The organism is Massilia sp. 9I, from assembly GCF_902506415.1.
Classification (GTDB): domain Bacteria; phylum Pseudomonadota; class Gammaproteobacteria; order Burkholderiales; family Burkholderiaceae_D; genus Telluria.
Genome location: NZ_LR733275.1, coordinates 4,024,063 through 4,047,895, shown reverse-complemented (window position 1 = coordinate 4,047,895; position 23,833 = coordinate 4,024,063). Strand labels below are relative to the sequence as shown.

22 protein-coding genes are annotated in these 23,833 nt (G+C 66.3%); 13 read left to right on the top strand and 9 right to left on the bottom strand.

From position 1 onward, the window contains the following. Nucleotides 1-267: 267 nt before the first annotated feature. From GV068_RS18105 to GV068_RS18095, 3 genes are read left to right on the top strand one after another with little or no spacing between them, the layout of a single operon-like run. Nucleotides 268-750, top strand: coding sequence for a CinA family protein (locus GV068_RS18105; RefSeq protein WP_159700896.1), 483 nt, complete (start codon nt 268-270; stop codon nt 748-750). Nucleotides 751-766: 16 nt separating this feature from the next. Next, nucleotides 767-1,657 (top strand): metallophosphoesterase, encoded by an 891-nt coding sequence (locus GV068_RS18100; RefSeq protein WP_229464308.1) that lies wholly within the window; start codon nt 767-769, stop codon nt 1,655-1,657. A gap of 45 nt (nt 1,658-1,702) precedes the next feature. After that, the gene (locus GV068_RS18095; RefSeq protein WP_229464307.1) at nt 1,703-4,486 is read left to right on the top strand and encodes a pitrilysin family protein; all 2,784 of its coding nucleotides are present in this window, start codon (nt 1,703-1,705) and stop codon (nt 4,484-4,486) included. Nucleotides 4,487-4,490: 4 nt separating this feature from the next. On the opposite strand, the gene GV068_RS18090 is transcribed toward GV068_RS18095, so the two are convergent. Continuing rightward, nucleotides 4,491-5,120 (bottom strand): LysE family translocator, encoded by a 630-nt coding sequence (locus GV068_RS18090; RefSeq protein WP_159700890.1) that lies wholly within the window; start codon nt 5,118-5,120, stop codon nt 4,491-4,493. Next, the gene (locus GV068_RS18085) at nt 5,117-6,145 is read right to left on the bottom strand and encodes a zinc-binding alcohol dehydrogenase family protein (RefSeq protein WP_159700887.1); all 1,029 of its coding nucleotides are present in this window, start codon (nt 6,143-6,145) and stop codon (nt 5,117-5,119) included. Before GV068_RS18085 ends, GV068_RS18090 begins: the two co-directional genes overlap by 4 nt. A 106-nt stretch (nt 6,146-6,251) precedes the next feature. On the opposite strand from GV068_RS18085, the gene GV068_RS18080 reads away from it, so the two are divergent. From GV068_RS18080 to GV068_RS18070, 3 genes are all read left to right on the top strand, one after another. Continuing rightward, nucleotides 6,252-7,151 carry a LysR family transcriptional regulator gene (locus GV068_RS18080; RefSeq protein WP_201303310.1) on the top strand — a complete coding sequence of 300 codons (900 nt, stop codon included), beginning with the start codon at nt 6,252-6,254 and terminating at the stop codon, nt 7,149-7,151. A 66-nt stretch (nt 7,152-7,217) separates the two neighbouring features. Further along, entirely contained in the window at nt 7,218-7,544 is a 327-nt protein-coding gene (locus GV068_RS18075; RefSeq protein WP_159700880.1) for a helix-turn-helix transcriptional regulator, read from the top strand. Next, nucleotides 7,541-8,554 carry a cation diffusion facilitator family transporter gene (locus tag GV068_RS18070; protein ID WP_159700877.1) on the top strand — a complete coding sequence of 338 codons (1,014 nt, stop codon included), beginning with the start codon at nt 7,541-7,543 and terminating at the stop codon, nt 8,552-8,554. The genes GV068_RS18075 and GV068_RS18070 overlap by 4 nt, the downstream gene beginning before the upstream one ends. Before the next feature lie 170 nt (nt 8,555-8,724). Here the strand turns inward: GV068_RS18070 and cysK are convergent, their stop codons facing one another. From cysK to tcdA, 3 genes are read right to left on the bottom strand one after another with little or no spacing between them, the layout of a single operon-like run. Beyond that, nucleotides 8,725-9,657, bottom strand: a complete 933-nt coding sequence (gene cysK, locus GV068_RS18065; protein WP_159700874.1) for a cysteine synthase A — start codon at nt 9,655-9,657, stop codon at nt 8,725-8,727. A 55-nt stretch (nt 9,658-9,712) separates the two neighbouring features. Then, nucleotides 9,713-10,249, bottom strand: a complete 537-nt coding sequence (locus GV068_RS18060) for an FKBP-type peptidyl-prolyl cis-trans isomerase (RefSeq protein WP_159700871.1) — start codon at nt 10,247-10,249, stop codon at nt 9,713-9,715. A 35-nt stretch (nt 10,250-10,284) separates the two neighbouring features. Then, nucleotides 10,285-11,166 (bottom strand): tRNA cyclic N6-threonylcarbamoyladenosine(37) synthase TcdA, encoded by an 882-nt coding sequence (tcdA, locus tag GV068_RS18055; protein ID WP_159700868.1) that lies wholly within the window; start codon nt 11,164-11,166, stop codon nt 10,285-10,287. Nucleotides 11,167-11,254: 88 nt separating this feature from the next. On the opposite strand from tcdA, the gene pdxH reads away from it, so the two are divergent. Next, nucleotides 11,255-12,448, top strand: coding sequence for a pyridoxamine 5'-phosphate oxidase (pdxH, locus tag GV068_RS18050; RefSeq protein ID WP_159700865.1), 1,194 nt, complete (start codon nt 11,255-11,257; stop codon nt 12,446-12,448). 52 nt (nt 12,449-12,500) lie between these two features. Next, nucleotides 12,501-13,706, top strand: a complete 1,206-nt coding sequence (locus GV068_RS18045) for a cyclopropane-fatty-acyl-phospholipid synthase family protein (RefSeq protein ID WP_229464304.1) — start codon at nt 12,501-12,503, stop codon at nt 13,704-13,706. A 31-nt stretch (nt 13,707-13,737) separates the two neighbouring features. Here GV068_RS18045 and msrA read toward each other — a convergent pair whose 3' ends face one another. After that, nucleotides 13,738-14,277, bottom strand: coding sequence for a peptide-methionine (S)-S-oxide reductase MsrA (msrA, locus tag GV068_RS18040; RefSeq protein WP_159700859.1), 540 nt, complete (start codon nt 14,275-14,277; stop codon nt 13,738-13,740). 124 nt (nt 14,278-14,401) lie between these two features. Here msrA and GV068_RS18035 point away from each other — a divergent pair, with 124 nt between their 5' ends. The 5 genes from GV068_RS18035 (at nt 14,402) to GV068_RS18015 (ending at nt 20,527) form a co-directional block, all read left to right on the top strand. Beyond that, complete coding sequence (locus GV068_RS18035) at nt 14,402-14,905, top strand: flavin reductase family protein (RefSeq protein WP_159700856.1); 504 nt, start codon at nt 14,402-14,404, stop codon at nt 14,903-14,905. Between the two features lie 132 nt (nt 14,906-15,037). Beyond that, entirely contained in the window at nt 15,038-15,874 is an 837-nt protein-coding gene (locus GV068_RS18030; RefSeq protein ID WP_159700853.1) for an SDR family NAD(P)-dependent oxidoreductase, read from the top strand. Nucleotides 15,875-15,915: 41 nt separating this feature from the next. Beyond that, nucleotides 15,916-16,884, top strand: coding sequence for an AraC family transcriptional regulator (locus GV068_RS18025; RefSeq protein ID WP_159700850.1), 969 nt, complete (start codon nt 15,916-15,918; stop codon nt 16,882-16,884). A gap of 151 nt (nt 16,885-17,035) precedes the next feature. Beyond that, complete coding sequence (locus GV068_RS18020; protein WP_159700847.1) at nt 17,036-18,220, top strand: acyl-CoA dehydrogenase; 1,185 nt, start codon at nt 17,036-17,038, stop codon at nt 18,218-18,220. Nucleotides 18,221-18,550: 330 nt separating this feature from the next. After that, entirely contained in the window at nt 18,551-20,527 is a 1,977-nt protein-coding gene (locus GV068_RS18015; RefSeq protein WP_159700843.1) for a bifunctional diguanylate cyclase/phosphodiesterase, read from the top strand. On the opposite strand, the gene GV068_RS18010 is transcribed toward GV068_RS18015, so the two are convergent. Genes GV068_RS18010 through GV068_RS18000 form a run of 3 tightly spaced genes read right to left on the bottom strand, consistent with a single transcriptional unit; the run spans nt 20,524 to nt 23,810 of the window. Then, nucleotides 20,524-21,444 carry a cupin-like domain-containing protein gene (locus GV068_RS18010; RefSeq protein ID WP_159700840.1) on the bottom strand — a complete coding sequence of 307 codons (921 nt, stop codon included), beginning with the start codon at nt 21,442-21,444 and terminating at the stop codon, nt 20,524-20,526. The two genes, GV068_RS18015 and GV068_RS18010, sit on opposite strands and share 4 nt — an antisense overlap. 60 nt (nt 21,445-21,504) lie before the next feature. Further along, nucleotides 21,505-22,392, bottom strand: a complete 888-nt coding sequence (locus tag GV068_RS18005; RefSeq protein ID WP_201303309.1) for an SMP-30/gluconolactonase/LRE family protein — start codon at nt 22,390-22,392, stop codon at nt 21,505-21,507. An 8-nt stretch (nt 22,393-22,400) separates the two neighbouring features. Then, a complete protein-coding gene (locus GV068_RS18000) occupies nt 22,401-23,810 on the bottom strand; it encodes an MFS transporter (protein WP_159700837.1) in 1,410 nt (469 codons plus the stop codon). Between the last annotated feature and the right edge of the window lie 23 nt (nt 23,811-23,833).

The window sequence follows — 23,833 nt, the reverse complement described above, 5'->3', positions numbered from 1 at the left end:
CAGGGTCCTACGGAAAACGGAAAAGAAGTCGCCGGCCCGGTGGGCGGCGCTGACAGCATAGCCGACCGTTTCGTGTCATGTCGCACGGAACTATTTACGATTCAAATTCATGCCTGGCGGGTAGCTCGCCGTGTTCACCACGGTGCTTTTCCTGCGCGCTTCTGTGTCAGCGCGGCACGGACCGCGCTAGAATGAACCACACGCCCGTGTGCGCCACATCCGCATCAGGGCATCACGGCATCGCCCACGCACCCAAAGGAGCCTCACGTGACGAACGATATCCTAGATCTTGCTACCAAAGTTGGCCGGGCGCTCGAGGCCAAGCGCCTGGTGCTGGCCACCGCCGAGTCCTGCACCGGGGGCGGCGTGTCCCAGGCGATCACCGAAATCCCGGGTTCCACCGGCTGGTTCGACTGCGGCTTCGTCACCTATTCCAACAATTCCAAGACCGAGCTGCTGGAGGTGCCGGCCGCGCTCATCGCGCAGTTCGGCTCAGTGAGCGAGGAAGTGGCCGGCAAGATGACCGAGGGGGCCCTGTCGAACAGCACCGCCGACGTCGCGGTGTCCACCACTGGTATCGCCGGCCCGACCGGCGCGGTGCCGGGCAAACCGGTGGGCACGGTCTGCTTCGGCTGGTCGCGCGGCGACACGACCTATACCGAGCGCCTGGTGTTCCAGGGCGACCGCCAGGCGGTGCGCGAGCAGACCGTGGCGCATGCGCTGCGGGGCCTGCTGCGGATGATCGAATAAGACCCGGGACCTGGCCATGATCCGATTGGGGCAGCCCCTGCTGGCCGGCCTGGCGCTGCTTGCAGCGGCTGGACCGGCCCTGGGCGCCGCCTATACGGTCTACGCGGCCGGCGACATCGCACGCTGCAAGCATCCCGACCCGCGCTGGTCGGGCGCGGCCGCCACCGCCACCCTGGTGGAAGGGCTGCTGCGCGCCGACCCGCAATCCGCCGTCCTGAGCCTGGGCGACCACACCTACCCCAGGGGCGCGGCGGCGGAATTCGCGCGCTGCTACGGCCCGACCTGGGGGCGCTTCCGCGAGCGCACCTGGCCCACGCCCGGCAACCATGAGTACCAGACGCCGGGAGCCCGGCCTTATTTCGCCTATTTCGGCGAGCGCGCCGGCAAAGGCTATTACAGCCTGCGGCTGGGCAGCTGGCTGGTGATTTCGCTCGACAGCAACCTGGCGGGGGCTGCGCACGCCGCCCAGATCCGCTGGCTGCGCGCGGAACTGGCGCGCCAGAGCGCCACCTGCACCCTCGCCTTCTGGCACCACCCGCTGTACAGCTCGGGCGGACACCTCGGTCCGGGCCGCATGCGCGACGCCTTTGCGCTGCTGCACGCGGCCGGCGCCGAGCTGGTCCTGTCGGGCCACGACCACGACTACGAACGCTTCGCGCCGCAGGATGCCGCCGGGCAGCTGGACCCTGCGCGCGGGCTGCGCCAGTTCGTGGTCGGCACCGGCGGCGCCTATGCCACGCCCTTCCTCCAGCTCACCGCGCACAGCGAAGTGCGCGAAGCCAGTTATGATGGCGTCCTCGCGCTGCGCCTGCTGGACGGTAGTTACGAGTGGCGCTTCCTGCCGGCCGACCCAGGTCGCGTGCCGGCCGGCGCCACACTCGACCATGGACGTGCCACCTGCCACTGACCGGAGCACGAGATGAAATTCTCCTGGCTGCTCTTTCCAATATTGATGCTGACAACCTTTACCCCAACGGCCGGCGCCGAACCCGCGCCGGCTCCGCTGCCCGCCGTCGCTTTCGAAAAAACCACCCTGGCCAACGGCCTGCAGCTGATCCTGGTCGAAGACCGGCGCCTGCCGATCGTGGCCGTCAACATCTGGTACCACGTCGGCCCCGCCAACGAGGCGCCGGGACTGACCGGCTTCGCCCACCTGTTCGAGCACCTGATGTTCGCGCAGACCCGCCACATCCCGCGCGGCATGGCCGACCGCCTGCTGGAAGGCGCCGGCGCCACCGACAGCAACGGCGGCACCGGCTACGACCAGACCAGCTACTACGACACCGTGCCCTCGAACCAGCTGGAGCTGGCGCTGTGGGTGCACGCCGACCGCATGGGCTACCTGCTCGACGTGATCGACCACAAGGCGCTGCGCAACCAGCAGGACGTGGTGCGCAACGAGCGCCGCCAGACGGTCGAAGAGGAGCCTTACGGGCTGGTGCACGAGGCGCTGGCCCATGCGCTGTTCCCGAAGGGTCATCCCTACTACGCCTCGATCATCGGTTCGCACACCGACATCCAGAACGCGAAGCTGGAGGACGTGCGCCAGTTCTTCGCCAGCTACTACGGCCCGAACAATGCCAGCATCGTCATCGCCGGCGACATCGACAAGGCCAAGACCCGCGCCCTGGTCGAGCGCTACTTCGGCAGCTTCCGGCGCAGCGCGCCCGTGGCCCGTCCGGCCGTGGTGACGCCGCCGATCACCAGCGAGCGGCGGGTGGTCGTGTACGACCGCGTGGAGCTGCCGCGCGTGTTCATGGGCTGGCTCACGCCGCCGGCCTACCAGAGCGGCGACGCCGAACTGGCGGTGGCGGCGGAGATCCTCGGCGGCGGCAAGTCCAGCCGCCTGTACAAGAAACTGGTCTACGAGCGCCAGATCGCGCAGGACGTGGACGCCAGCCAGAATTCCCAGGGCCTGACCTCGACCTTCGTCATTGACGTCACCGCGCGCCCAGGCATCGAAGCGCGCGCGATCGAAGCGGCGATCGACGCGGAACTCGCCGCGCTGCGCGAGCACGGCCCCTCGCAGCGCGAAGTCGAGCGCGCCCGCAACAGCCTCGAGACGGCGCTCCTGAGCACCATCGAAAAGCTGGGCGGCGACGGCCTCGCGGACCAGCTCAACCACTACAACCAGTACACGGGCGACCCCGGTTACCTCGCCAAGGACATCGAGAGCCTGCGCCGCATCACCCCGGCCGACGTGCAGCGCGCGGTGCGCACCTACCTGGCCAAGCAGGCGCGCGCCGTCGTTACCGGCCTGCCGGGCAAGCCGGTCATCACCGATCCGCGCTTGGCCAAGGCGAAAAGCCCGGCGAAGGCCGCAGCCAAGCCGGACGCCATCGATGCGATCAATGCCCCCGAACCCTGGCGCGCGCAGCAGCCCAAGCCCGGGCCCGCGCCGCGCTTCACGCTGCCGCAGGGCGAAGCCTTCAAGCTGGCCAACGGCCTGACCGTGATCCACCACTACAAGCCGGGCCTGCCACTGGTGTCGGCCGAGCTGGTGGTGCGCAGCGGCAGCGCCGCCAACCCGGACGGGCTGCCCGGCCTGGCTGGTTTCACCGCCCAGATGCTGGAAGAAGGCACGGCCACCCGCAGCGCGCCGCAGATCGCCGACGAGATCGCGCAGCTGGGCGCTTTCCTCGACACCGGCAGCGGCGCCGACGCCTCCACCGTGTCGCTGCTGTCGTTGCGCTCGAGCTTTGCCCCGGCGCTCGACATCCTGGCCGACATCGTGCAGCGTCCCGCCTTCCCCATCGCCGAAGTCGAGCGCCAGCGCGCCGACCGCATCGGCGACCTGATCCAGCAGCGTGACGACGCAGAAGCTGTCGCCGCGGTGACGGCGCTGGGCGCCCTGTACGGCAGCGAGCACCCGAAGGGCTATGGCCAACTCGGCACCGAACCGGCGATCCGCGCCGTCACGCGCGACGACCTGGTCGCGTTCTGGCGGCGCCACTACGTGCCGGAGAACGCGGCGCTGGTGGTCTCGGGCGACATCGCGCGCACCGAGCTGAAGGCGCTGGTGGAAGCGCGCTTTTCCAGCTGGGCGCGCGGCGAGGCGCCGGCCGGGACCCCGGGCGACCCGGCGGGAACGCGCGCGCGCCTGGTCCTGGTCGACCAGCCCGGCGCGGTGCAGACCGCGCTGCGGGTCGGCAGCATTGGCGTCGCGCGCGACAACGCCGACTTCGCGGCGCTGCAGGTGATGAACGGCGCGCTGGGCGGCATGTTCTCCAGCCGCCTCAACAACAACCTGCGCGAGACCGAGGGCTATACCTACGGCATCTACTCGCACTTCCGCTACGACCGCACGCCGGGTCCCTTCATCATCGCCGGCAGCGTGCAGCAGGATGCCACCGGCGCCTCGGTGCGCGAGATCTTCAAGGAAGTGAATGCGATGCGCAACGCGCCGCTCAGCGCCGCCGAACTGAATGCGGCGCGCGACGCCCAGGTGCTGTCCTTGCCGGGACAGTTCGAGACCAATGCCGACATCGGCGCCAGCCTGGCCGAGAGCTTCGTCTACGGCTTGCCGCTCGATTACTACGCGCGTCTGCCCGCCCAGCTTTCCAGCGTGACGGCTGCCCAGGTGCAGGAAGCAGCGCGCAAACACCTGGCGCCGGAAAAGATGGTGGTGGTCGCGGTCGGCGACCGCAAGCGCATCCTGCCGCAGCTGCAGCCGCTCGGGCTGGGCGCGGCGGAAGTGCGCGACAGCGACGGCCAGCTGCCGCCCCCACGCCCTTGAAGATTCATGGAAGCAGAATCAGCCTGAATCCGATCATCGTCAGGAACATCCCTGAGAAGCTCCGGATCCAGGCGCCATACCGGTGGTAGCCTGCCTGCAAGGCTTCAGCCTGGAACATCCGGGCCAGGCCGACGTGGAAGATACTGGACATCGCGGCAATCATGGCGACGATCCCGACGGCGAGCCAAACGGGTGCTTGACCCGGAACGTTGGCGGCGAAGACGCCCGTCCAGAACAAGCCAGCCTTGGGATTGGAAAGGCTTGCTGACAAGCCGGTGCGGAAGGGATGTCGATGCATCCCCGACGCCGATTCCCTCCCTGCCGCCGGACCGAAGGACGGGACGCCTGCGCGCCGTAACATCGACATTCCACACCACATCAGGTAGGCGGCCCCAAGCGCGCGCCAGGCGAAGCCGAATTCCGGATACCGGGCCAGGACCGTGGCCACGCCCGTGATGCTCAGGGTTGCCCAAGTGGTCGAGCCGGCAGCAATGCCAAGCGCGACCTGGACCGCTTCGCGGCGCCGCTGCGACACCGCCAGTTCGCCGATCAGGAACCAGTTGGGGCCAGGGCTGATACAGGCGGCCAGGTAGATGCCGGCCAGGGTGGCCAGCAGCGCGCTCGCCTGGCTCATCCGTCGAAACCGCTCAGGACGATCTTTCCCGACACGTGGCCTTGCCGCAGCGTCGCCAGCGCATGATGCACGTTGGTGCTGTTGATGGGCTGGAGTACCTTGGCCACTGTCGTGCGCAGCACGCCGGCATCGATCAGGTCCGCAAGCTGCGCCAGGATGTGGCCCTGCCGCTCCATGTCCGCAGTCTGGTAATCAGTGCGGGTAAACACCATCTCCCACACCAGGGTGATGCTCTTGTCCCACAACAGATTCAAGTCGACCGGCGCCGACGCTTCGACAGCCGCGCATATCTTGCCTTGCGGCGCCACCACCTCGGCCGCGACCTGGAAGTAGGCCGCGGTGTCGCCCAGCAGCAGCACATAGTCGATGGGCCCCACTTCGAGCTCCCTGATCTGGGCCGGGATATCGCCGAAATGATTGACCACGTGGGACGCGCCCAACTCCCGCACCCAGGCTTCGGACTGCGGTCGCGAGGCCGTGGCGATGACCTGCAGGCCGGCATATCGGGCAGCAAGCTGCACCGCCATCGAGCCGACACCGCCGGCTGCGCCGATGATCAGGATCGACTTGCGTTCGCGATCCGCCTCCTGGTGCGGCGCGATCGCGAGCCGGTCGAACAGCGCCTCCCATGCCGTGAGTGCGCTCAAGGGCAGGCCGGCTGCGGATTCGAAATCGAGGCTTGCAGGCATGTGGGCGACAATGCGCTCGTCGACCGCATGGAACTCGCTGTAGCCGCCGGGACGTCCCAGGTCACCTGCGTAATACACCTTGTCGCCCTGCTTGACGCGGGTGACGGCAGCGCCGACCTCCACCACGGTTCCCGCGACATCCCAGCCGAGAATACGCGGCGTGCTCTCGATCTTGTCCTTCGGCTTGCGCACCCGGTTGTCCAGGGGATTGACTGCCACCGCCTTGACGGCGACCAGCACGTCCCTTTCCCCGATGGCGGGAACCGGGACGTCGAAGTCCTGCAATGAATCGGGCAGTTCCAATGGGAGGTACCGCGTCAGGCCAACTGCTTTCATGAGATCACCTTGATGTGGACAGCGTTCGAAGTGTTTGCATTATCGGGGCGCTCTTCGGCAGAATACAGGCATGGGAATTTGAATTACTTTCAAACAGGATTTGATCATGTTCCACCTGGCCGAACTTCAGCTGTTCATTCAAACGGCACAACTAGGAAGCCTGACCAAGGCGGCGCAGAACCTTGGCCTGCTGGTGGCGACGGCCAGCGCCAGCATCAAGCGGCTGGAACGGACGCTGGAATGCCGCCTGTTCGAGCGCTCGACCCGGAGCATGCGCCTGACTCCGCAGGGCGAGAGCTTCCTGCGCTATGCACGGGACGCGGTCGACACGCTCGATCGCGGGATCGTCCTGCTCAGGGAGGGAGCGCAAAACATATCGGGACTGCTGCGCATCTCGGCGCCGTCCGACGTCGGGCGCCATGTCCTGCAGCCCTGGCTGGACGAGTTCCAGGAGCGCCATCCCGAGCTGCGGGTGCATTTGCAGTGCGTCGACCGGTTTGTCGACATCTTCCAGGAACCATTCGACATGACGTTCCGGTATGGGCGCTTGCGCGATTCCTCGTATATCAGCCAGACGCTCGGAGCAAACCGGCGCGTCATCGTGGCGTCCCCAAGCTATCTGGCACGGCACGGGCTGCCGGGCCGTATCGAGGATCTGGCGGATCACAATTGCCTGATCCATGGCCTGGATGCCGGCGGCTTCAATACCTGGCGCCTGACCGACCGGCGCCGCGCGGTGCAGGTCAAGGTGCACGGCAACCGCTCGAGTGACGATGGCGCCTTGATTCATGCATGGGCAGTGGCCGGGGCCGGCATCGCGTATAAATCGCGGCTCGACGTCCATGCCGAGCTGGCAAATGGCAGGCTGGTCAATCTGTTTCCCCATCTGCTGGGCGAGGATTGGCCCCTGCGGGTGGTCTATCCACACCGCGCCAGCCCCTCGCCGGCTGCAAGGGCATTGACCGGTTTTGTGCGCGAAAAGATCGCAGCGCTTGGTAACGCATGAGCGCAGGCCTACTTGCCAGGCGCGGCGAGCTCACGTAACATGTGAACAAATCTTCATATATTGAATATGACAACAGCTACCGAATTCGGATACGCGGCCGGCGCCGTCGAGGAACTGGCCGACCTATTCCACCTGCTCGGCGACGCCACCCGCCTGCGCATCGTGCTGGCCTGCCTGGCGCAGCCGACCGCGGTGGGCGACATCGCCGCTTCCCTCGAGTTGTCCAGTTCGCTGGTCAGCCACCACCTGCGCCTGCTGCGCGCGGCCCGCATCGTCAAGGCCGAGCGCCAGGGCAAGCAGGTCTTTTATTCGGCTGCCGATGCCCACATCAGCAGCCTGCTCGCCAACATGTTCGAGCACATCGCCGAACCAGCAACCGGAATGGACGCATGAGTAACACGCACAAGCACGACCACGATCACCACGGTCACGACCACCACCACGGCTTCGGCCACCACCATCACCACATGCCGGACCCGGCCGGCCACGGCCGCGCCTTTGCGCTGGCGATCGGCGTCAACACGCTGTTCGTGGCCATCGAATTCATCTACGGCTTCATCGCCCACTCCACCGCGCTGATGGCGGACGCGGGCCATAACCTGTCCGACGTGCTGGGCCTGGTGCTGGCCTGGGGCGCCGCGGTGCTGGCCAAGAGCGCGCCGAAGGGCCGCTATACCTACGGCCTGCGCGGCTCGTCGATCCTGGCGGCGCTGGGCAACGGCCTGCTCCTGATGGTCGCTTGCGGCGCCATCGCGCTGGAAGCGGTGCAGCGCTTCGCCGAGCCGGCCCCGGTGCAGGGCATGACGGTGTCGATCGTCGCGGCGATCGGCGTGGCGATCAACGGCTTCTCGGCCTGGCTGTTCATGGCCGGCAGCAAGGGCGACCTGAACGTGCGCGGCGCCTACCTGCACATGGCGGCCGACGCAGCGCTGTCGCTGGGCGTGGTGATCTCGGGCCTGGTCATCATGAGTACCGGCTGGACCTGGATCGACCCGGCGGTGAGCCTGGCGATCGTGGTCGTGATCGTGCTCGGCACCTGGTCGCTGCTGCGCGAGTCGGTGCAGATGTCGATGGCGGCGGTGCCGCCCAGCGTGGATGCGGGCGCGGTGCGGGGCTACCTGGCCGGCCAGCCGGGCGTAAAGGAAGTGCACGACCTGCACATCTGGGCGATGAGCACCACCGAGAACGCGCTGACGGCGCACGTGGTGATGCCGGGCGGGTATCCGGGCGACCGGGTGCTGGACGAAATGGTGGCGAAGCTGCGCAGCGATTTCGGCATCCACCACTGCACGCTGCAGGTGGAGGAAGGCACGACGCATCATGATTGCGCGCTGGAGGGACAGCACGACCACGATCATGATCATGATCATGATCACGACCACCATCATGCGCATGCGCACTGAGTGCGTTTGGAGCAGAAGGGACGCTACGAACTTGGGTTCCGGCCTTCGCCGGAACGACGGTTTTAAGAGCAGGTGAATAGAAGTAGCGCCATCGTTCCGCCCGCACCATCCGCACGTCGTCCCGGCGAAGGCCGGGACCCAATTCCGATGAGCAGTGAGAACAGAAGCGTTTAGCCCGCCAAATTGGCGTACAGCGCTGTACTCAAATACCGCTCCCCAAACGACGGAATGATCGTCACGATCATCTTCCCCGCATTCTCCGGCCGCCGCGCCACCTGGATCGCGGCCCACAGCGCCGCGCCCGACGAAATTCCGACCAGCAGGCCTTCCTCGCGCGCCGCGGCGCGCGCCGTCTCGAAGGCATCCTCGTTCTTCACGGTGATGACTTCGTCGTAGGCGCTGGTATTGAGTACTGCCGGCACGAAGCCGGCACCGATGCCCTGGATCGGGTGCGGGCCCTTGGTGCCTTTCGACAGCATCGGCGAGGCTTCCGGTTCCACGGCGATCGCCTTGAAGCCGGGTTTGCGCGCCTTGATCACGTCGCTCACGCCGGTGATGGTGCCGCCGGTGCCGACGCCGGCCACCAGGATGTCGACCTTGCCGTCAGTGTCGCGCCAGATTTCCTCGGCGGTGGTGTTGCGGTGGATTTCCGGGTTGGCCGGATTATTGAACTGCTGCGGCATGAAGCAGTTCGGGTCCGACGCCACCAGCTCCTCGGCGCGGCGGATCGCTCCCAGCATGCCTTCGCTGCCGGGCGTGAGCACCAGCTCGGCGCCGTAGGCGCGCAGCAGCATGCGGCGCTCGTTGCTCATGGTTTCGGGCATCACCAGCCTGCAGCGGTAGGCGCGCGCGGCGCACACCATGGCCAGTGCGATGCCGGTGTTGCCGCTGGTGGGTTCGACGATGATGGTGTCCGGCTTGATCAGCCCGGCCCGCTCGGCAGCCTCGATCATGGCCAGGCCGATGCGGTCCTTCACGCTGTGCGCGGGGTTGTGGTACTCGAGCTTGCCGAGGATCTCGGCCCCGGCGTTCGGGGCGAGCCTGCGGATTCGTACGAGTGGAGTGTTGCCGATGAGTTCAGTAACGTCGTTCGCGATGCGCATGCCGCTCTCCCACAGTTTAGGAGGCGGGCTCTGCCCGCCCCTGCTTGGCTTTGACTTACTTGACGTTCACCAGTTCCACGTCGAAGATCAGGTCGGCGTCGGGCGGAATCATACCGCCGGGAGCGCCGCGCTTGCCGTAGGCCAGCGCGCTCGGGATGATCAGGGTGCGCTTGCCGCCCACCTTCATGCCGGCCACGCCCTGGTCCCAGCCCTTGATGACGCGGCCCGCGCCCAGCTGGAAGTCGAGCGGCTCGCCGCGGTCGACCGAGGAATCGAATTTCTTGCCGCGCTGCTTGGGCGCCAGTGGCTTGTGCAGCCAGCCGGTGTAGTGGACGTAGACGGTGCTGCCGACAGTGGCTTCCTTGCCCTTGCCGACCACGCGGTCGATGATCTCGACTTGCGGCGTCGGCACGGCCGGAACGGCCGGTTCGGCCTGCGGCTGGGTCGCCTGTGGCACGTTCTGCTGCTCCGGCGCGGGCTGGGTGGTGGGCTTGGACGCGTCCTGCTGCTGGGCGGTGTCCTGGGCGGATGCGGCAGAAGGTGCAATAACTGCAGCCAGCATCAGCGCGGCGAATACGGTACGACGGATCATGTGGGCTCTTCCATCAAAGTGATCAATAACTGATCCTATGATAGCAAGGCCTCTTCCGCTTGCACAGTTTCCGCTTTGACCACGGGTTCCACCGCCGCCGCATTGGCCGCGTCGGCCAGCTTGCGCAGCAGGTGGCCGGCCGCCACCATGCCGAAGCTGGCGGTAACGACCATGCTCGAACCGAAGCCGGCGCAATTCAGGCCGGTAATGCTGTTCGGGTCGACCGCGCAGGCATCGCCGCTTTCCGGGTAGCGCAGCGGCTCCATCGAGAACACGGCGTCGATGTGGTACTTGTTCTTTTCGCCCTTGGCGAAACCGTACTGTGCGCGCAGGATCTTGCGCACTTTTTTCAGCAGCGGTTCCTGCTCGGTACGGGCCAGGTCGCGCACCTCGATTTTGGTCGGATCCGTCTGGCCGCCTGCGCCGCCGATGACGACCAGCGGCAGCTTGTTGGCGCTGCAGTAGGCGATCAGGGCCGCCTTCGACTTGACACCATCGATGGCGTCGACCACGTAGTCGAAACCTTTACCCGCAATCATGGACTCGAGGTTCTCCGGGTCGATGAAGTCCTCGACCAGGGTCACCTTGCAAAACGGGTTGATCTGCGCGATGCGTTCCTTCAGCGCCTCGATCTTCGCCATGCCGATGGTCGAGGTGAGCGCCTGCAGCTGGCGGTTGATGTTCGATTCGGCCACATTGTCGAGGTCGATCAGGGTCAGGTGGCCCACGGCGCTGCGCGCCAGCGCCTCGACGATCCAGGAACCGACGCCGCCGACACCGATCACGCAAACGTGCGCCGCACGGAAGCGTTCAAGAGCACGCTCGCCATAGAGGCGCGCGATCCCGCCAAAGCGGCGCGCAAAGTCGACTTCATCGTCCAGGGTGCTTGCAAAGGATGGGGTATCGATCAGGTTCATCCCGCCATTTTAACGGACCTTCGTTTCGTAACTGCACTAAAATAACTTCTCGTCAATCAAATTCTTCTCGTGTGTCAACAAAACGCCAATGACTCAACTCCTCCACGACACCGCCCCCGATTTCGACCAGCCGATCGCCGTCCTCAAGCACTGCCACGGACGCATCCGCAAGCAGCTGGCGACCCTCGACAAGCTGCTCGCCCACCTGCCGGAATTCGGCGCCGACGAGCAGGCGCGCCAGGCCGCGCGCGCGGTCCTGAACTACTTCGAGAAGGCGGCCCACCTGCACCACGACGACGAGGAACAGGACCTGATCCCGATGCTGCGCGCCGTTGCCCAGGGCGAGGACGCGGCCACGCTGCAGGCGCTGGCGCCGGTGATCCTGCAGGACCACAAGGACATGGACGCACTGTGGCAGGACTTGCATGAACAATTGACAGCGATTGCAGAAGGCCAGTCGGCGGTGCTGTCGGCCAGCGCGGTGCAGCGCTTCAGCCAGCGCTACTTGTCCCACATGGAGCGCGAGGAAGGCACGATGGCGCCGATGGCGCTGCGCCTGTTCAGTCCGGAACAGATGGCGCAGCTGGGCCAGGCCATGCAGCGCCGCCGCGGCATCGGCGCCGAGCCGGCGCCAGCGGCGATCGGCCAGGCGGTGGCCGACCTGCGCAAGGACTACGGGCAGGCCAGCCTGAACGAGACCGACGTGATGGACGACCCGATGCTGCAGTTCACGCAGTGGTTCGAGCAGGCGCTCAAGGCCGAGGTGAACGAGCCGAACGCCATGTCGGTGGCCACGGTGGCCGCCAACGGCCGCCCCAGCTCGCGCATCGTGCTGGTCAAGCAGTTCGACGAACGCGGATTCACCTGGTACACCAACTACGACAGCCGCAAAGGCCAAGAGTTAGAGGATAATCAATATGCTGCTCTGTTATTCTTTTGGAGCGAACTCGAACGCCAGGTTCGCATCGAAGGAAGAGTTGAGCGCACCGCGAGCGAGGAAAGCGACCGGTATTTCCGCAGCCGGCCACTGAAGAGCCGGCTTTCGGCCATCGCCTCGCACCAGAGCGCTCCCATCGGCAGCCGTGCCGAGCTGGAACAGAATTACGAAGCCGTGGCACGGCAGGCCGGTGACAATCCAGCGCGACCGGATAACTGGGGCGGTTTCCGCCTCGTGCCCGAACGCCTGGAATTCTGGCAGGGGCGCCGCTCCCGCTTCCACGACCGCATCGTCTACGAGCGGCAGGAAGACGGCAGCTGGACGCGCCTGCGCCTGCAACCCTGAGCGGCCGCGGCGCCTCGCTGGCGCACGCCGGCCGGCGATGCCGGAGGTGAGCGTGTTCGAACAGATGATGCTGTCGGCCTGGCGCGAAGGCCTGCGTGACAAGCTTTCCCTGCCCTTGCGGGTCGAACTCTGGGACGGGCGGCAACTCGAGTTTTCGTCCGAGTCGCCGCGCGTGACCATCCGCGTCCCCGACCGCTCCGCCCTGCGCTACCTGCGCTCTCCCTCGCTGTACAACCTCGGCAAGGCCTACGTCGAGGGCGAGATCGACATCAAGGGGCGCGCCGCCGACATCATCAGCGTCGGCAATGCCCTCGCCGCAAGCCTCGACAAGGGGCGCAGCCGCCTGGGCGAGGTGCTGCGCCGCGCCGCGCCGCACACGCGCCACACCGACGCCGAGGCGATCCGCTACCACTACGACGTCTCCAACGATTTCTACGCCGCCTGGCTCGACCCGGGCATGGTGTATTCCTGCGCCTATTTCGAGAACGGCGACGAAGATCTCGCCACGGCGCAGCAGAAGAAGATCGACCACATCCTGCGCAAGATCGACCTGCGGCCCGGCCAGGCGCTACTCGATATCGGCTGCGGCTGGGGCGCGCTGGTGCTGCGCGCCGCACAGCATTTTGGAGCGCGTTGCGTCGGCGTCACGCTGTCCGAGAACCAGGCTGCGTTGGCGCGCGAGCGGGTCGAACGCGCCGGCCTGCAGGGGCAAATCGAGATCCTCCTGCAGGACTACCGCGACGTCGACGGCCAGTTCGACCGCATCACCAGTGTCGGCATGTTCGAGCACGTGGGCGTGCAGCACCTGTCCGAGTATTTTTCACGCGTGAACCGCCTGCTCGCTCCGGGCGGCGTGGTGATGAACCACGGGATCACCACCACGAACGTCGACAACGGCGCCACGCCCTACGGCGGCGGCGAATTCATCGACCAGTACGTCTTTCCCCACGGCGAACTGGCCCACCTGTCGACCGTGGTGCGGGCCATGCAGGAAGGCGGGCTGGAAGTGCGCGACGTGGAAAACCTGCGGCGCCACTACGCGAAGACCTGCGCCATCTGGACCGACAATTTCGAGAGCAATGCGGAGCGCATCCGGACGTTGACGGACGAGAAGCGTTTCCGCATCTGGCACGTCTACCTGGCTGGCTGCGCGTATGCCTTCGCGCATGGCAGGATCAATCTGTACCAGATCGTGTGCGGGAAGGCGGAGGGGGATGTGGAGCAGTTGCCGTGGTCGCGGCGCTACATGTACCCGTAGGGGTGATCTGGTCCAGTGGAGCAGATCACCCCTACTTCAAGCGCTCCGTAAAGGTCTTGCGAAACTTCGCCACCTTCGGCGCCACCACGAAAGCGCAATATCCCTGCAGCGGATGCTGCGCGAAATAGTTCTGGTGATAGTCTTCAGCCTTGTACCAGGTCTCCTGCGGCAAGAGCTGGGTCACGATCGGCGCATCCCACACCGCCGCCATTTCGGCCATCACCTTGCGCGCGGTCGCTTCCTGTTCCGGCGAGGTGGTGAAGATCACGGAGCGGTATTGCGGACCGACGTCGTTGCCCTGGCGGTCCTGCGTGGTTGGGTCGTGGATCGTGAAGAAGATCTCGAGGATGTCGCGGTAGCTGATCACCGACGGATCGAACTCCAGACGCACCACCTCCGCGTGGCCGGTAGTGCCCGCGCACACTTGCTCGTAGCTTGGCTTGTCGACGTGGCCGCCCATGTAGCCCGATTCCACGCGCGTCACGCCGCGCGCCTCCAGGTAGACCGCTTCCAGGCACCAGAAGCATCCGCCGCCCAGGATGGCTACCTCGCTCCCGCTTTGCTCACTCATTGCATCCACCTTTGACATTTCGTCAGTTTTGATAGTTCTTAATGTAACGCAAAGCCGGGTTTTGTGCAGTGCACGCGGGATGCGGAACCGGCGGGACGCCCGACAGTGGCATAATGGCGGTCCAATGAATACACGTGCTCCCCGCGCCACGACGCGCGGTTTCGATTCGGCGCATTTTCGCCACGCTTTGTCGCAATTCGCCACCGGTGTCACTGTCATCACCACGCGCCTTGCCGACGGCAGTTTCCGCGGGCTGACCGCCAGTTCCTTCAACTCGGTCTCGCTCGAGCCTCCGCTCGTCCTGTGGAGCCTGGGCGCCGGCGCCAACAGCCTGCCCATCTTCAGCGGCAACTCCCACTACGTCATCAACGTCCTGGGCGCCGGCCAGGAGGAACTGGCGATGCGCTTCTCGCGCCGCACCGACAATCCATTCGAGGGCGTCGAGTACGAACTGTCACGCACCGGCCAGCCGATCCTGAAAGGCGTCTCGGCCTGGTTCGAATGCCATAACCGCAGCCGCTATCCGGAAGGCGACCACGTCATCTTCGTGGGCGAAGTCGAGGAATGCGCGGTGCACCCACAGCCGGCGCTGCTGTTCCACGGCGGACGATTCGGTCAAACGGGCTAAAGCCGGCCAGAATGCAGCTGGCGACGATCGCGCCAGTTGTCCGGATTTTCAGGCAAGTCCCGGCGCATCCCGCGTCCTACCATTCTCTTCACCTTAACGCCGCTTATGCGGCACAACATGGAGAAGAGAATCATGTCCAAAGTCTGGTTCATCACCGGCGCCGGCCGCGGCATCGGCGCAGAAATCGCCCACGCAGCCATCGCCAGCGGCGACCGCGTCGTTGCAGCGGGGCGCAATCTGGAACAACTGAAAGCCGCCTTCGCGGCAGCCGATCCGGCCCAGGTCGCGCTGGTCGAGCTCGACGTTTCGCGCGAGGCACAGGCCCCGGCCGCCATCCAGGCCGCAGTGGCGCGCTTCGGCCGCATCGACGTGCTCGTCAACAACGCCGCCTACGGGCTGCTGGGCAACTTCGAAGAACTGTCGCCCCAGGAAATCGAGCAGCAGTTCCAGGTCAACGTGTTCGGCGTCATGCACGTGCTGCGCGCCGCCCTGCCGGTCCTGCGCAGCCAGCGCGCAGGCCACGTCATCAACATCAGCTCGATCGCGGGCCTGACCGGCTTCGACGGCGCCTCGGTCTACTGCGCCACCAAGTATGCGATCGAAGGCCTGTCCTCTTCGCTGGCGCTGGAGCTGGCCAAGTTCGGCATCAATATCACCACGGTCGAGCCCGGCTTCTTCCGCACCGATTTCCTCGACCAGAGCTCGGTCCGCTACGGCCAGAAAGTGATCGAGGACTATGCCGCCCACGGCACGGTCGAGAACGCTTACGGCGCCTACCACGGCAAGCAGCTGGGCGATCCGGTGAAACTGGCCGCCGTCGTGGTCCGCCTGGCCGGCATGGAGAATCCGCCGAAGCAATTCCTGGCCGGCAGCGATGCCGTCGCCATGGCCAATGCGGAACTCGATGCACGCTTCAGCTCGTTGAACGGGATGGCGGAGCTGTCGCGTTCGACCGACCATGAGGCGTGAACGGCGCGAGCGCCTGGTGTATCCTGCCTTTTGACAAGGCCATGAACTCACCTGACCAATTGCCCATCCTTGCCGGCGCCCAGCCGGCCACGCAGTCCGCCCTGCCCGCGCTCGCGCGGCTGGCGCGGCTGCTGGTCGCCAATGCGCCGCAGGACGGTTCCTTCGAGACCTGTATCCCGGGCGTGCACGCGATCCGCGCTTCCACCACCAGCGCGGAACTGGTGCACGGCCTGCACCGCCCTGCCCTCTGCATTGTGGCGCAGGGCGCCAAGACCGTCATGTTGGGCGACGAGTCTTACGAGTACGATCCCTCGCGCATGATGATCTTCTCGCTCGACCTGCCGATCGCCGCCATGATCCGGCAGGCCAGCGTGGCCGCGCCCTACCTGTCCTTCCGGCTCGACTTCGACCAGGCGCGCCTGGCGGAACTGATCCTGAAGGCCTACCCGGACGGCGTGCCGGCCGTACCGGACAAACGCGCCATCTACGTAGCCCAGGCGGGCGAAGCCATCGTCGACGCCGCCGCCCGCCTGATGGCCCTGGCCGGCCAGCCGGAGGAAGCGGCCCTGCTGGCGCCGCTGGCCATCGACGAGATCGTGCTGCGCCTGCTGCGCGGCCCCTTCGGCGCCCGGCTGGCCCAGCTCGGCCGCGTCGAGTCGCACCGCATCGGGCGTGTCGTTGACTGGATCCGCCGCAACTACGACCAGCCGATCCGCATCGACGATATGGCCCAGCTGGCGCACATGAGCCCCTCGTCGCTGCACGAGCACTTCAAGTCGCTCACCTCGATGAGCCCGCTGCAATTCCAGAAAACCCTGCGCTTGCAGGAAGCGCGCCGCCTGATGTTGTCGACAGGCATGGATGCCGGCCTGGCCTGCCAGCGCGTCGGCTACGCCAGCCCCTCGCAGTTCAGCCGCGAATACGCGCGCCATTTCGGCTCGGCCCCCACGCGCGACATGCTGCGCCTGCGCAGCGCCGGCCTGGCCGACGCTGTATCATTTACACAATAAAATCGGCGCCTTGCCGGCCGGTCAAAAATGAAAATGCCTGTCGCAGATTCAAAAGATGCGGTGGCGCGGCATTTCTATAATGGTCAGGCTATGGCGGGGCCCAGGGACGGGCACGCGCTTTTACCAAGAACCTATCGAGACAGGAAGATCCATGAGCCACTCCCGTAAAGCAGCCTTCCACTGGGACGACCCGCTGCTGCTGAACAGCCAGCTGACCGACGACGAACGCATGGTGCGCGATGCCGCGGCCGCTTACTGCCAGGACAAGCTGCAGCCGCGCATCCTCGAGGCCTTCCGCCACGAGCGCATGGACATCGAGATCTTCCGCGAGATGGGCGAACTCGGCCTGCTCGGTCCGACCATTCCGGAACAGTACGGCGGCCCCGGCATGAATTACGTCGCCTACGGCCTGATCGCGCGCGAAGTCGAGCGCGTCGACTCCGGCTACCGCTCGATGATGAGCGTGCAATCCTCGCTGGTGATGGTGCCGATCTACGAGTTCGGCAACGAAGCGACCAAGCAGAAATACCTGCCGAAACTGGCCACCGGCGAATGGATCGGCTGCTTCGGCCTGACCGAGCCGAACCACGGCTCCGACCCGGGCTCGATGGTCACCCGCGCACGCAAGGTCGAGGGCGGCTACAGCCTGAGCGGCTCCAAGATGTGGATCACCAACTCGCCGGTCGCCGACGTGTTCGTGGTCTGGGCCAAGGACGACGAAGGCGCGATCCGCGGCTTCGTGCTCGAAAAAGGCTGGAAGGGCCTCTCCGCTCCCGCGATCCACGGCAAGTTCGGCCTGCGCGCCTCGGTCACCGGCGAAATCGTCATGGACGAAGTGTTCTGCCCGGAAGAGAACGCCTTCCCGGAAGTGCGCGGCCTGAAGGGCCCGTTCACCTGCCTGAACTCGGCGCGCTACGGCATCGCCTGGGGCGCGCTGGGCGCGGCCGAAGCCTGCTGGCACACCGCACGCCAGTATGTGCTGGACCGCAAGCAGTTCGGCAAGCCACTCGCCGCCAACCAGCTGGTGCAAAAGAAGCTGGCCGACATGCAGACCGAGATCACCCTCGGCCTGCAGGGCTGCCTACGCCTGGGCCGCATGAAGGACGAAGGCACCGCCGCGGTCGAGATCACCTCGATCATGAAGCGCAACTCCTGCGGCAAGGCGCTGGATGTTGCCCGCACCGCACGCGATATGCTCGGCGGCAATGGCATCTCGGACGAGTTCGGCATCGTGCGTCACATGGTCAACCTCGAGGTGGTCAACACCTATGAAGGCACCCACGACATCCACGCGCTGATCCTCGGCCGTGCCCAGACCGGCATCGCCGCGTTCTGATTCTCCTCTGCGCGTCGCTGCCCGGCGGCGCGCTTTCTCTACGGGCACTGCCCCGTTACAACATTCCTTTTCGGATTTCAATCGAACTGCGTCAATACGGTGCGTTTTTGCGTTAGGATAGTTACCAGCGTCGCATAACTAAATATATACGCAACTCAGACCACTTCGAGAGGCCCGATGAGTGCCCTTGACGGACCGCAATCGCCTGCTGATACGGGGGCCTGTGTCACTGAGGGACAGCCTGGTGACGCCCACGCCTTGTCGCTCGATCTGCTGCTCCAGAACATGCCCGGAGCCGCCTATCGTTGCCGCAACGACGGTGACTGGACGATGGAATATGTCAGCAGCGGCATCGAAAAGCTGACAGGCTACCCGGCTGCCGCCTTTCTGGCGCGGCCCGGGATCAGCTTTGCAGCCATCATCCATCCCGACGATCGCAACGCCGTCGAGCGCGGCGTCGCCATGGCGGTGCAGCAGGGCCGCTCCTTCCAGCTTACCTACCGCATCCGCTGCGCCAACGGCGAACTCAAGTGGGTTTACGAACAAGGCTCGTCCCCGCCCCAGGCGGCCGGCAAGATCCTGGAAGGTATCCTGTTCGACTATACCCAGCTGCGCAACGCCAATATGCTGGTCCACGAACAGGCTTCATACCTGCAGCAGGCGCGCGACGCCATCATCGCGATGGACCTGAATTCGCGCATCATTTACTGGAACAACGGCGCCGAGCGACTGTACGGCTGGAGCGCCTCCGAGGCGCGCGGCAGGAAGTTCTCCGAGTTGCTATGCGAGAATATGCCGGCCTACCAAGCCGCCTACGAGACCACGCTCGCCAACGGCGAATGGAGCGGTGAGCTGTGCCACCTGCGGCGCGACGGCGTCTGTATCGAGACCGACACCCGCTGGACCCTGCTGGCGGCCGACCGCGAATCCGGCGCGTTGCAAAAGATCCTGGTGATCGGCACGGACATCAGCGAGCGCAAGCACAACGAAGCCAAGATCTACCGGCTCGCCTTCTTCGATGCGCTGACCGACCTGCCCAACCGCGCCAGCCTGCTCGACCACCTGCGCCGCGCCCTGCTGGGCAGCGCGCGCACGCGCAAGTGCGGGGCCCTGATGTTCTGCGACCTCGACAACTTCAAGTACCTGAACGATTCGCAGGGCCACGCCGCCGGCGACCTGCTGCTGCAGGCGGTGGCGCGCCGCTTCGAGCACTGCGTACGCGAAGCCGACATGGTGGCGCGCCTGGGCGGCGACGAGTTCGTGATCCTGATCCAGCCGGTGGAAGACACGCGCGAAGGCGCGGCGGCCCAGGCCGAGACCGTCGCCGCGAAAGTGGTGGCGGCGATGGCCGCGCCCTTCCAGCTGGCCGAGATGATGTATTCGGTGTCGGTCAGCGTCGGCGTGACGACCATGTGCGGCACGGTCGACACGGTCGAATCGACACTGCGCCAGGCCGACGCCGCGATGTACCAGGCCAAGGCCTGCGGGCGCAACACCTACCGCTTCCACGACCCGGCGGTGCAGGCCGCGTGGTCGGCGCGCGCCGAGCTGGAAGCCGCGATGCGGCGCGCGCTGCGCGAGAACGAGTTCGTGCTGCACTACCAGCCGCAGCTCGACCGCAGCAGCCGCGTGATCGGCGCCGAGGCGCTGCTGCGCTGGCGCCTGCCGGACGGCCGCCTGCTGTATCCGGCGGAGTTCATCCACGCCGCCGAAGAGAGCGGCCTGATCATCGACATCGGCCGCTGGGTACTGCGCACCGCCTGCGCCGAACTGGCGCGCTGGCAGCGCTGGCCCGACATGGCCGGGCTGACGCTGTCGGTCAACGTCAGCGCCAGCCAGTTCATCGAACCGGATTTCGTGCCGATGCTGCAGGGCGTGTTCGAAGAGACCGGCGTGCAGCCTTCGAGCCTGAAGCTCGAACTGACCGAGAGCCTGGTGGTGAGCGACTTCACCCAGACCGCGCGCACCATGGGCATGCTCAAGCAGCGCGGCATCAGCTTCTCGCTCGACGATTTCGGCACCGGCTACTCGAGTCTGGCCTACCTGCGCAAGCTGCCGCTCGACCAGCTCAAGATCGACCAGTCCTTCATGCGCGACGTGCTGACCGACCAGAACGACGCCTCGATCGTCCGCTCCATCATCGCGCTGGGCGACAGCCTGGGCCTGCAGGTGATCGCGGAAGGCGTCGAGACGCCCGGCCAGCGCCAGTTTCTGTCGGACGCCGGCTGCTTCATCTACCAGGGCTTCCTGTACCAGCATGCGCTGAGCGCGGAGAACTTCACGCAGTACGCGCGCATGGTGCACTAGGCACGGACCCGCACCGGGTGGTCTTCATGCAAGGCCAGCGGCACGCCGCGCGCCCAGCGGTTCGAGGACAGCGAAAATTCGAGCGCACGCACCTGGTGGAACCAGCCGGCCGGCACGTAGAGCATGTCGCCCGGTTCGACCACGCAGGACACCGTCGCTGCCTGGCGCGCCAGCGGATACGCGTCGAAATCGGGCGCTTCCGGATCGAAGGGGGAGCCGAACAGCACCGGGTTGGCTTCGCTGGCGTACACATACTCGTCGTGGTGCGGTGGCGCCAGGAAGATGCGCTTGCGACCCCAGACCTGGGCGAAGATGTTGTCGTCGAAGTCGCAATGCAGCGGCGTCATGGTGCCGACGGGGCCGAGCCAGAAACGGGGCGGCCCCATCTTGCGGAAGTAGGCCGGCCAATGGCACAGGCGGTTCAGTTCGCGCAGCTCGAGGTTGCCCACGTAGGGAGGCGGATCGCCCGCGCCGTGGATGCGCTCGGGCTCGAGGTCGAGGTATTCGCTGAGCAGCATGTCGCGCATCGGGCGGTCGGCGCGGAAGGGCTGGCGGATATAGTCGCCGACGCGGGCGCGCACGTGCAGGTCGCCGTAGCGTTCGCGCATCTGCGCGGGCGTCAGGCCGCACAGGGGCCAGCGTCCGACCAGGCCGGTGATGATGAACGGGAGCCCTTCTATGGCGCGCGCCGCGAAGGCGGCGGCGTCCAGGCGCTTGAAGCGCGGGATCTGGGAGGGAATGGAGAGGCTGCGCGCATGCTCCTTGACGGCGTCGCGCATCGCCGCGATCGAGGCGACGCCGCGCACGGCGGCGTCACGCTCTTCCTGGGCCAGCTTTTTGGCCGCCGCATCTTCCGGCGTCGCCGCCAGGGTCGGCAGCGGCGGCAGCGGCCCCTTGGTAGCACTTCGTTCCTGCATTCTGCTCGACACTCCACACATTAGCCTCACAGGTTAACGTGCGCAGGCCGAAAAGTCGAATCAGGCGCGTCCCGTCACGAAGGGCGTTTCGGCCACGCCGCTCACGCCCGGACGCAGCAGCACGACCGATCCGGCGTCTCCGCCGGCGCCGGGGTCGATCGACGTCACCAGCAAGGTGTCGAGCGCCGGACCGCCGAAGGCGCACATCGAGGGCTTGGCCATCGGCAGTGCGATCTCGCGGTCCAGCTTTCCTTCCGGCGTGAAGCGCTGCACCAGGCCGGCGTCGTTGGCACAGGTCCAGTAGCAGCCGTCGGCATCGACCGCGGCGCCGTCCGGGCGGCCCTTCTGCCCGGTCAGATCGAGGAACACGCGCTTGGTGTGCGGGATGCCCTGCTCGATGTCGTAGTCGAAAGCCCACACCATGCGGCGCTGCGGATGGGAATCCGACAGGTACATGGTGCGCCCGTCCGGCGACCAGGCCAGGCCGTTCTGCGTCAGCATGCTGCTCACGACCGGGCCGTGCAGGCCGCCGTCGACGCTGTAGCGATACAGGCCGCCGACCGCGCGCGCCGCGCCCATGTCCATGAACATGGTGCCGCTCCAGAAACGGCCCTGGCGATCGCAGCGGCCGTCGTTAAAGCGCATGCCTTCGCCCAGCTCGGATAGCGGCGGCGCGGCCAGGCGCGTGGCTTGCGCCTTGCCGTCCGCACTAAGGTCCAGGCGGAACACGCCCGTTTCCACGCCGGCCACCAGGCTGCCGTCGTCGGCGCAGGCGACGCATGCCACCATCTCCGGCGCTTCCCAGTGGCGCGCTTCGCCGCTGGCGTGGTCCAGGCGCCACACGCGGCGCGCCGGGATGTCGACCCAGTACCACGCCTGTTCGAGCGCGTTCCAGGTCGGGCTTTCACCAGTGGCGCAGTGCACGCCCGCGATGCGTTGGATGTCCATGCTTGCCATCACAGGTCGGTGATCTCGCGGTGTGCCGGCACCAGGGCCTTCATCACCAGCCACGCGACCAGGTAGGCCAGCGCGCAGATCGAGAACATGATCATGTAGCCGGTTTCCAGGTGGCCCTGGGCGCCGTAGTAGTCGAACAGCCAGCCGCCCAGCTTGGTGATCAGGACGCCGCCCAGGCCGCCGGCCATGCCGCCGATGCCGACGACGGATCCGACGCTGTGTTTCGGGAACATGTCGGACACGGTGGTGAACAGGTTGGCCGACCAGGCCTGGTGGGCCGAGGCGCCGATACCGATCAGGATCACCGGGAACCAGTAGCCCATGGTGCCGAGCGGCTGCGCGGCCAGGACCACCAGCGGGAACAGGGCGATGGTGAACATGGCGCGCATGCGGCCCTGGTAGATGCTGGCGCCGCGGTCGATGAACCAGGTCGGCAGCCAGCCGCCGCCGATCGATCCCACCATGGTCATGCTGTACAGGACTGCCAGCGGGACCACCATTTCCGGACCGGTCAGGCCGTATTGCGAGGACATGTACTTCGGCAGCCAGAACAGGAAGAACCACCACACGCCGTCGGTCATGAACTTACCGAAGGTGAAGGCCCAGGTCTGGCGGTAGCCGAGCAGCTTGAACCACGAGGCCTTCGGCTTGTCCGCAGCGACGGGAGCGGCTTCCACCGGGGTGCTGTCGCTGTTGATGTAGGCGAGTTCGCCTGCGGAGAGGCGCTTCTGGCGTTCCGGCGTGTCGTACAGCCACAGCCAAAGGCCCATCCAGAAGAAGCCGATCGCGCCGACCGCGATGAAGGCGGCCTGCCAGCCCCAGTACTCGGCGATCAGCGGCACGGTCAAGGGAGCCAGGATCGCGCCGACGTTGGCGCCCGAGTTGAAGATGCCGGTGGCGAAGGAACGCTCGCGCTTCGGGAAGTATTCCGCGGTGGCCTTGATCGCGGCCGGGAAGTTGCCCGCCTCGCCGATCGCCAGCACCGCGCGGCCGACCATGAAGCCGATGATCGAGACCGGCACGGCGGCCAGGCCGAGGGTGGTGAACAGGCTGTTGGCGGCGGTGCCGATGCCAATCGCATAAGCGTGTGCGATGGCGCCGATCGACCACACCACGATGGCGAGGACGAAGGCGCGCTTGGTGCCGAGGCGGTCGATCACGCGGCCGGCGAACAGCATCGAGATCGCGTACACGAATTGGAAGGTTGCCGTGATGTTGGCGTAGTCGGTGTTCGACCAGCCGAATTCCTTGGTGAGCAAGGGAGCCAGCAGGCTCAGGACCTGGCGGTCGAGGTAGTTGATGGTGGTGGCGAAGAACAGCAGACCGCAGATGGTCCAGCGGTACTTGCCGACCGTGGAGGCCAGCTCCGGGGTCTTATCAAGGCTTCGGCTCAAGACTTGCTGATTCATGATTGATCAGTTCTTTTCAAGTG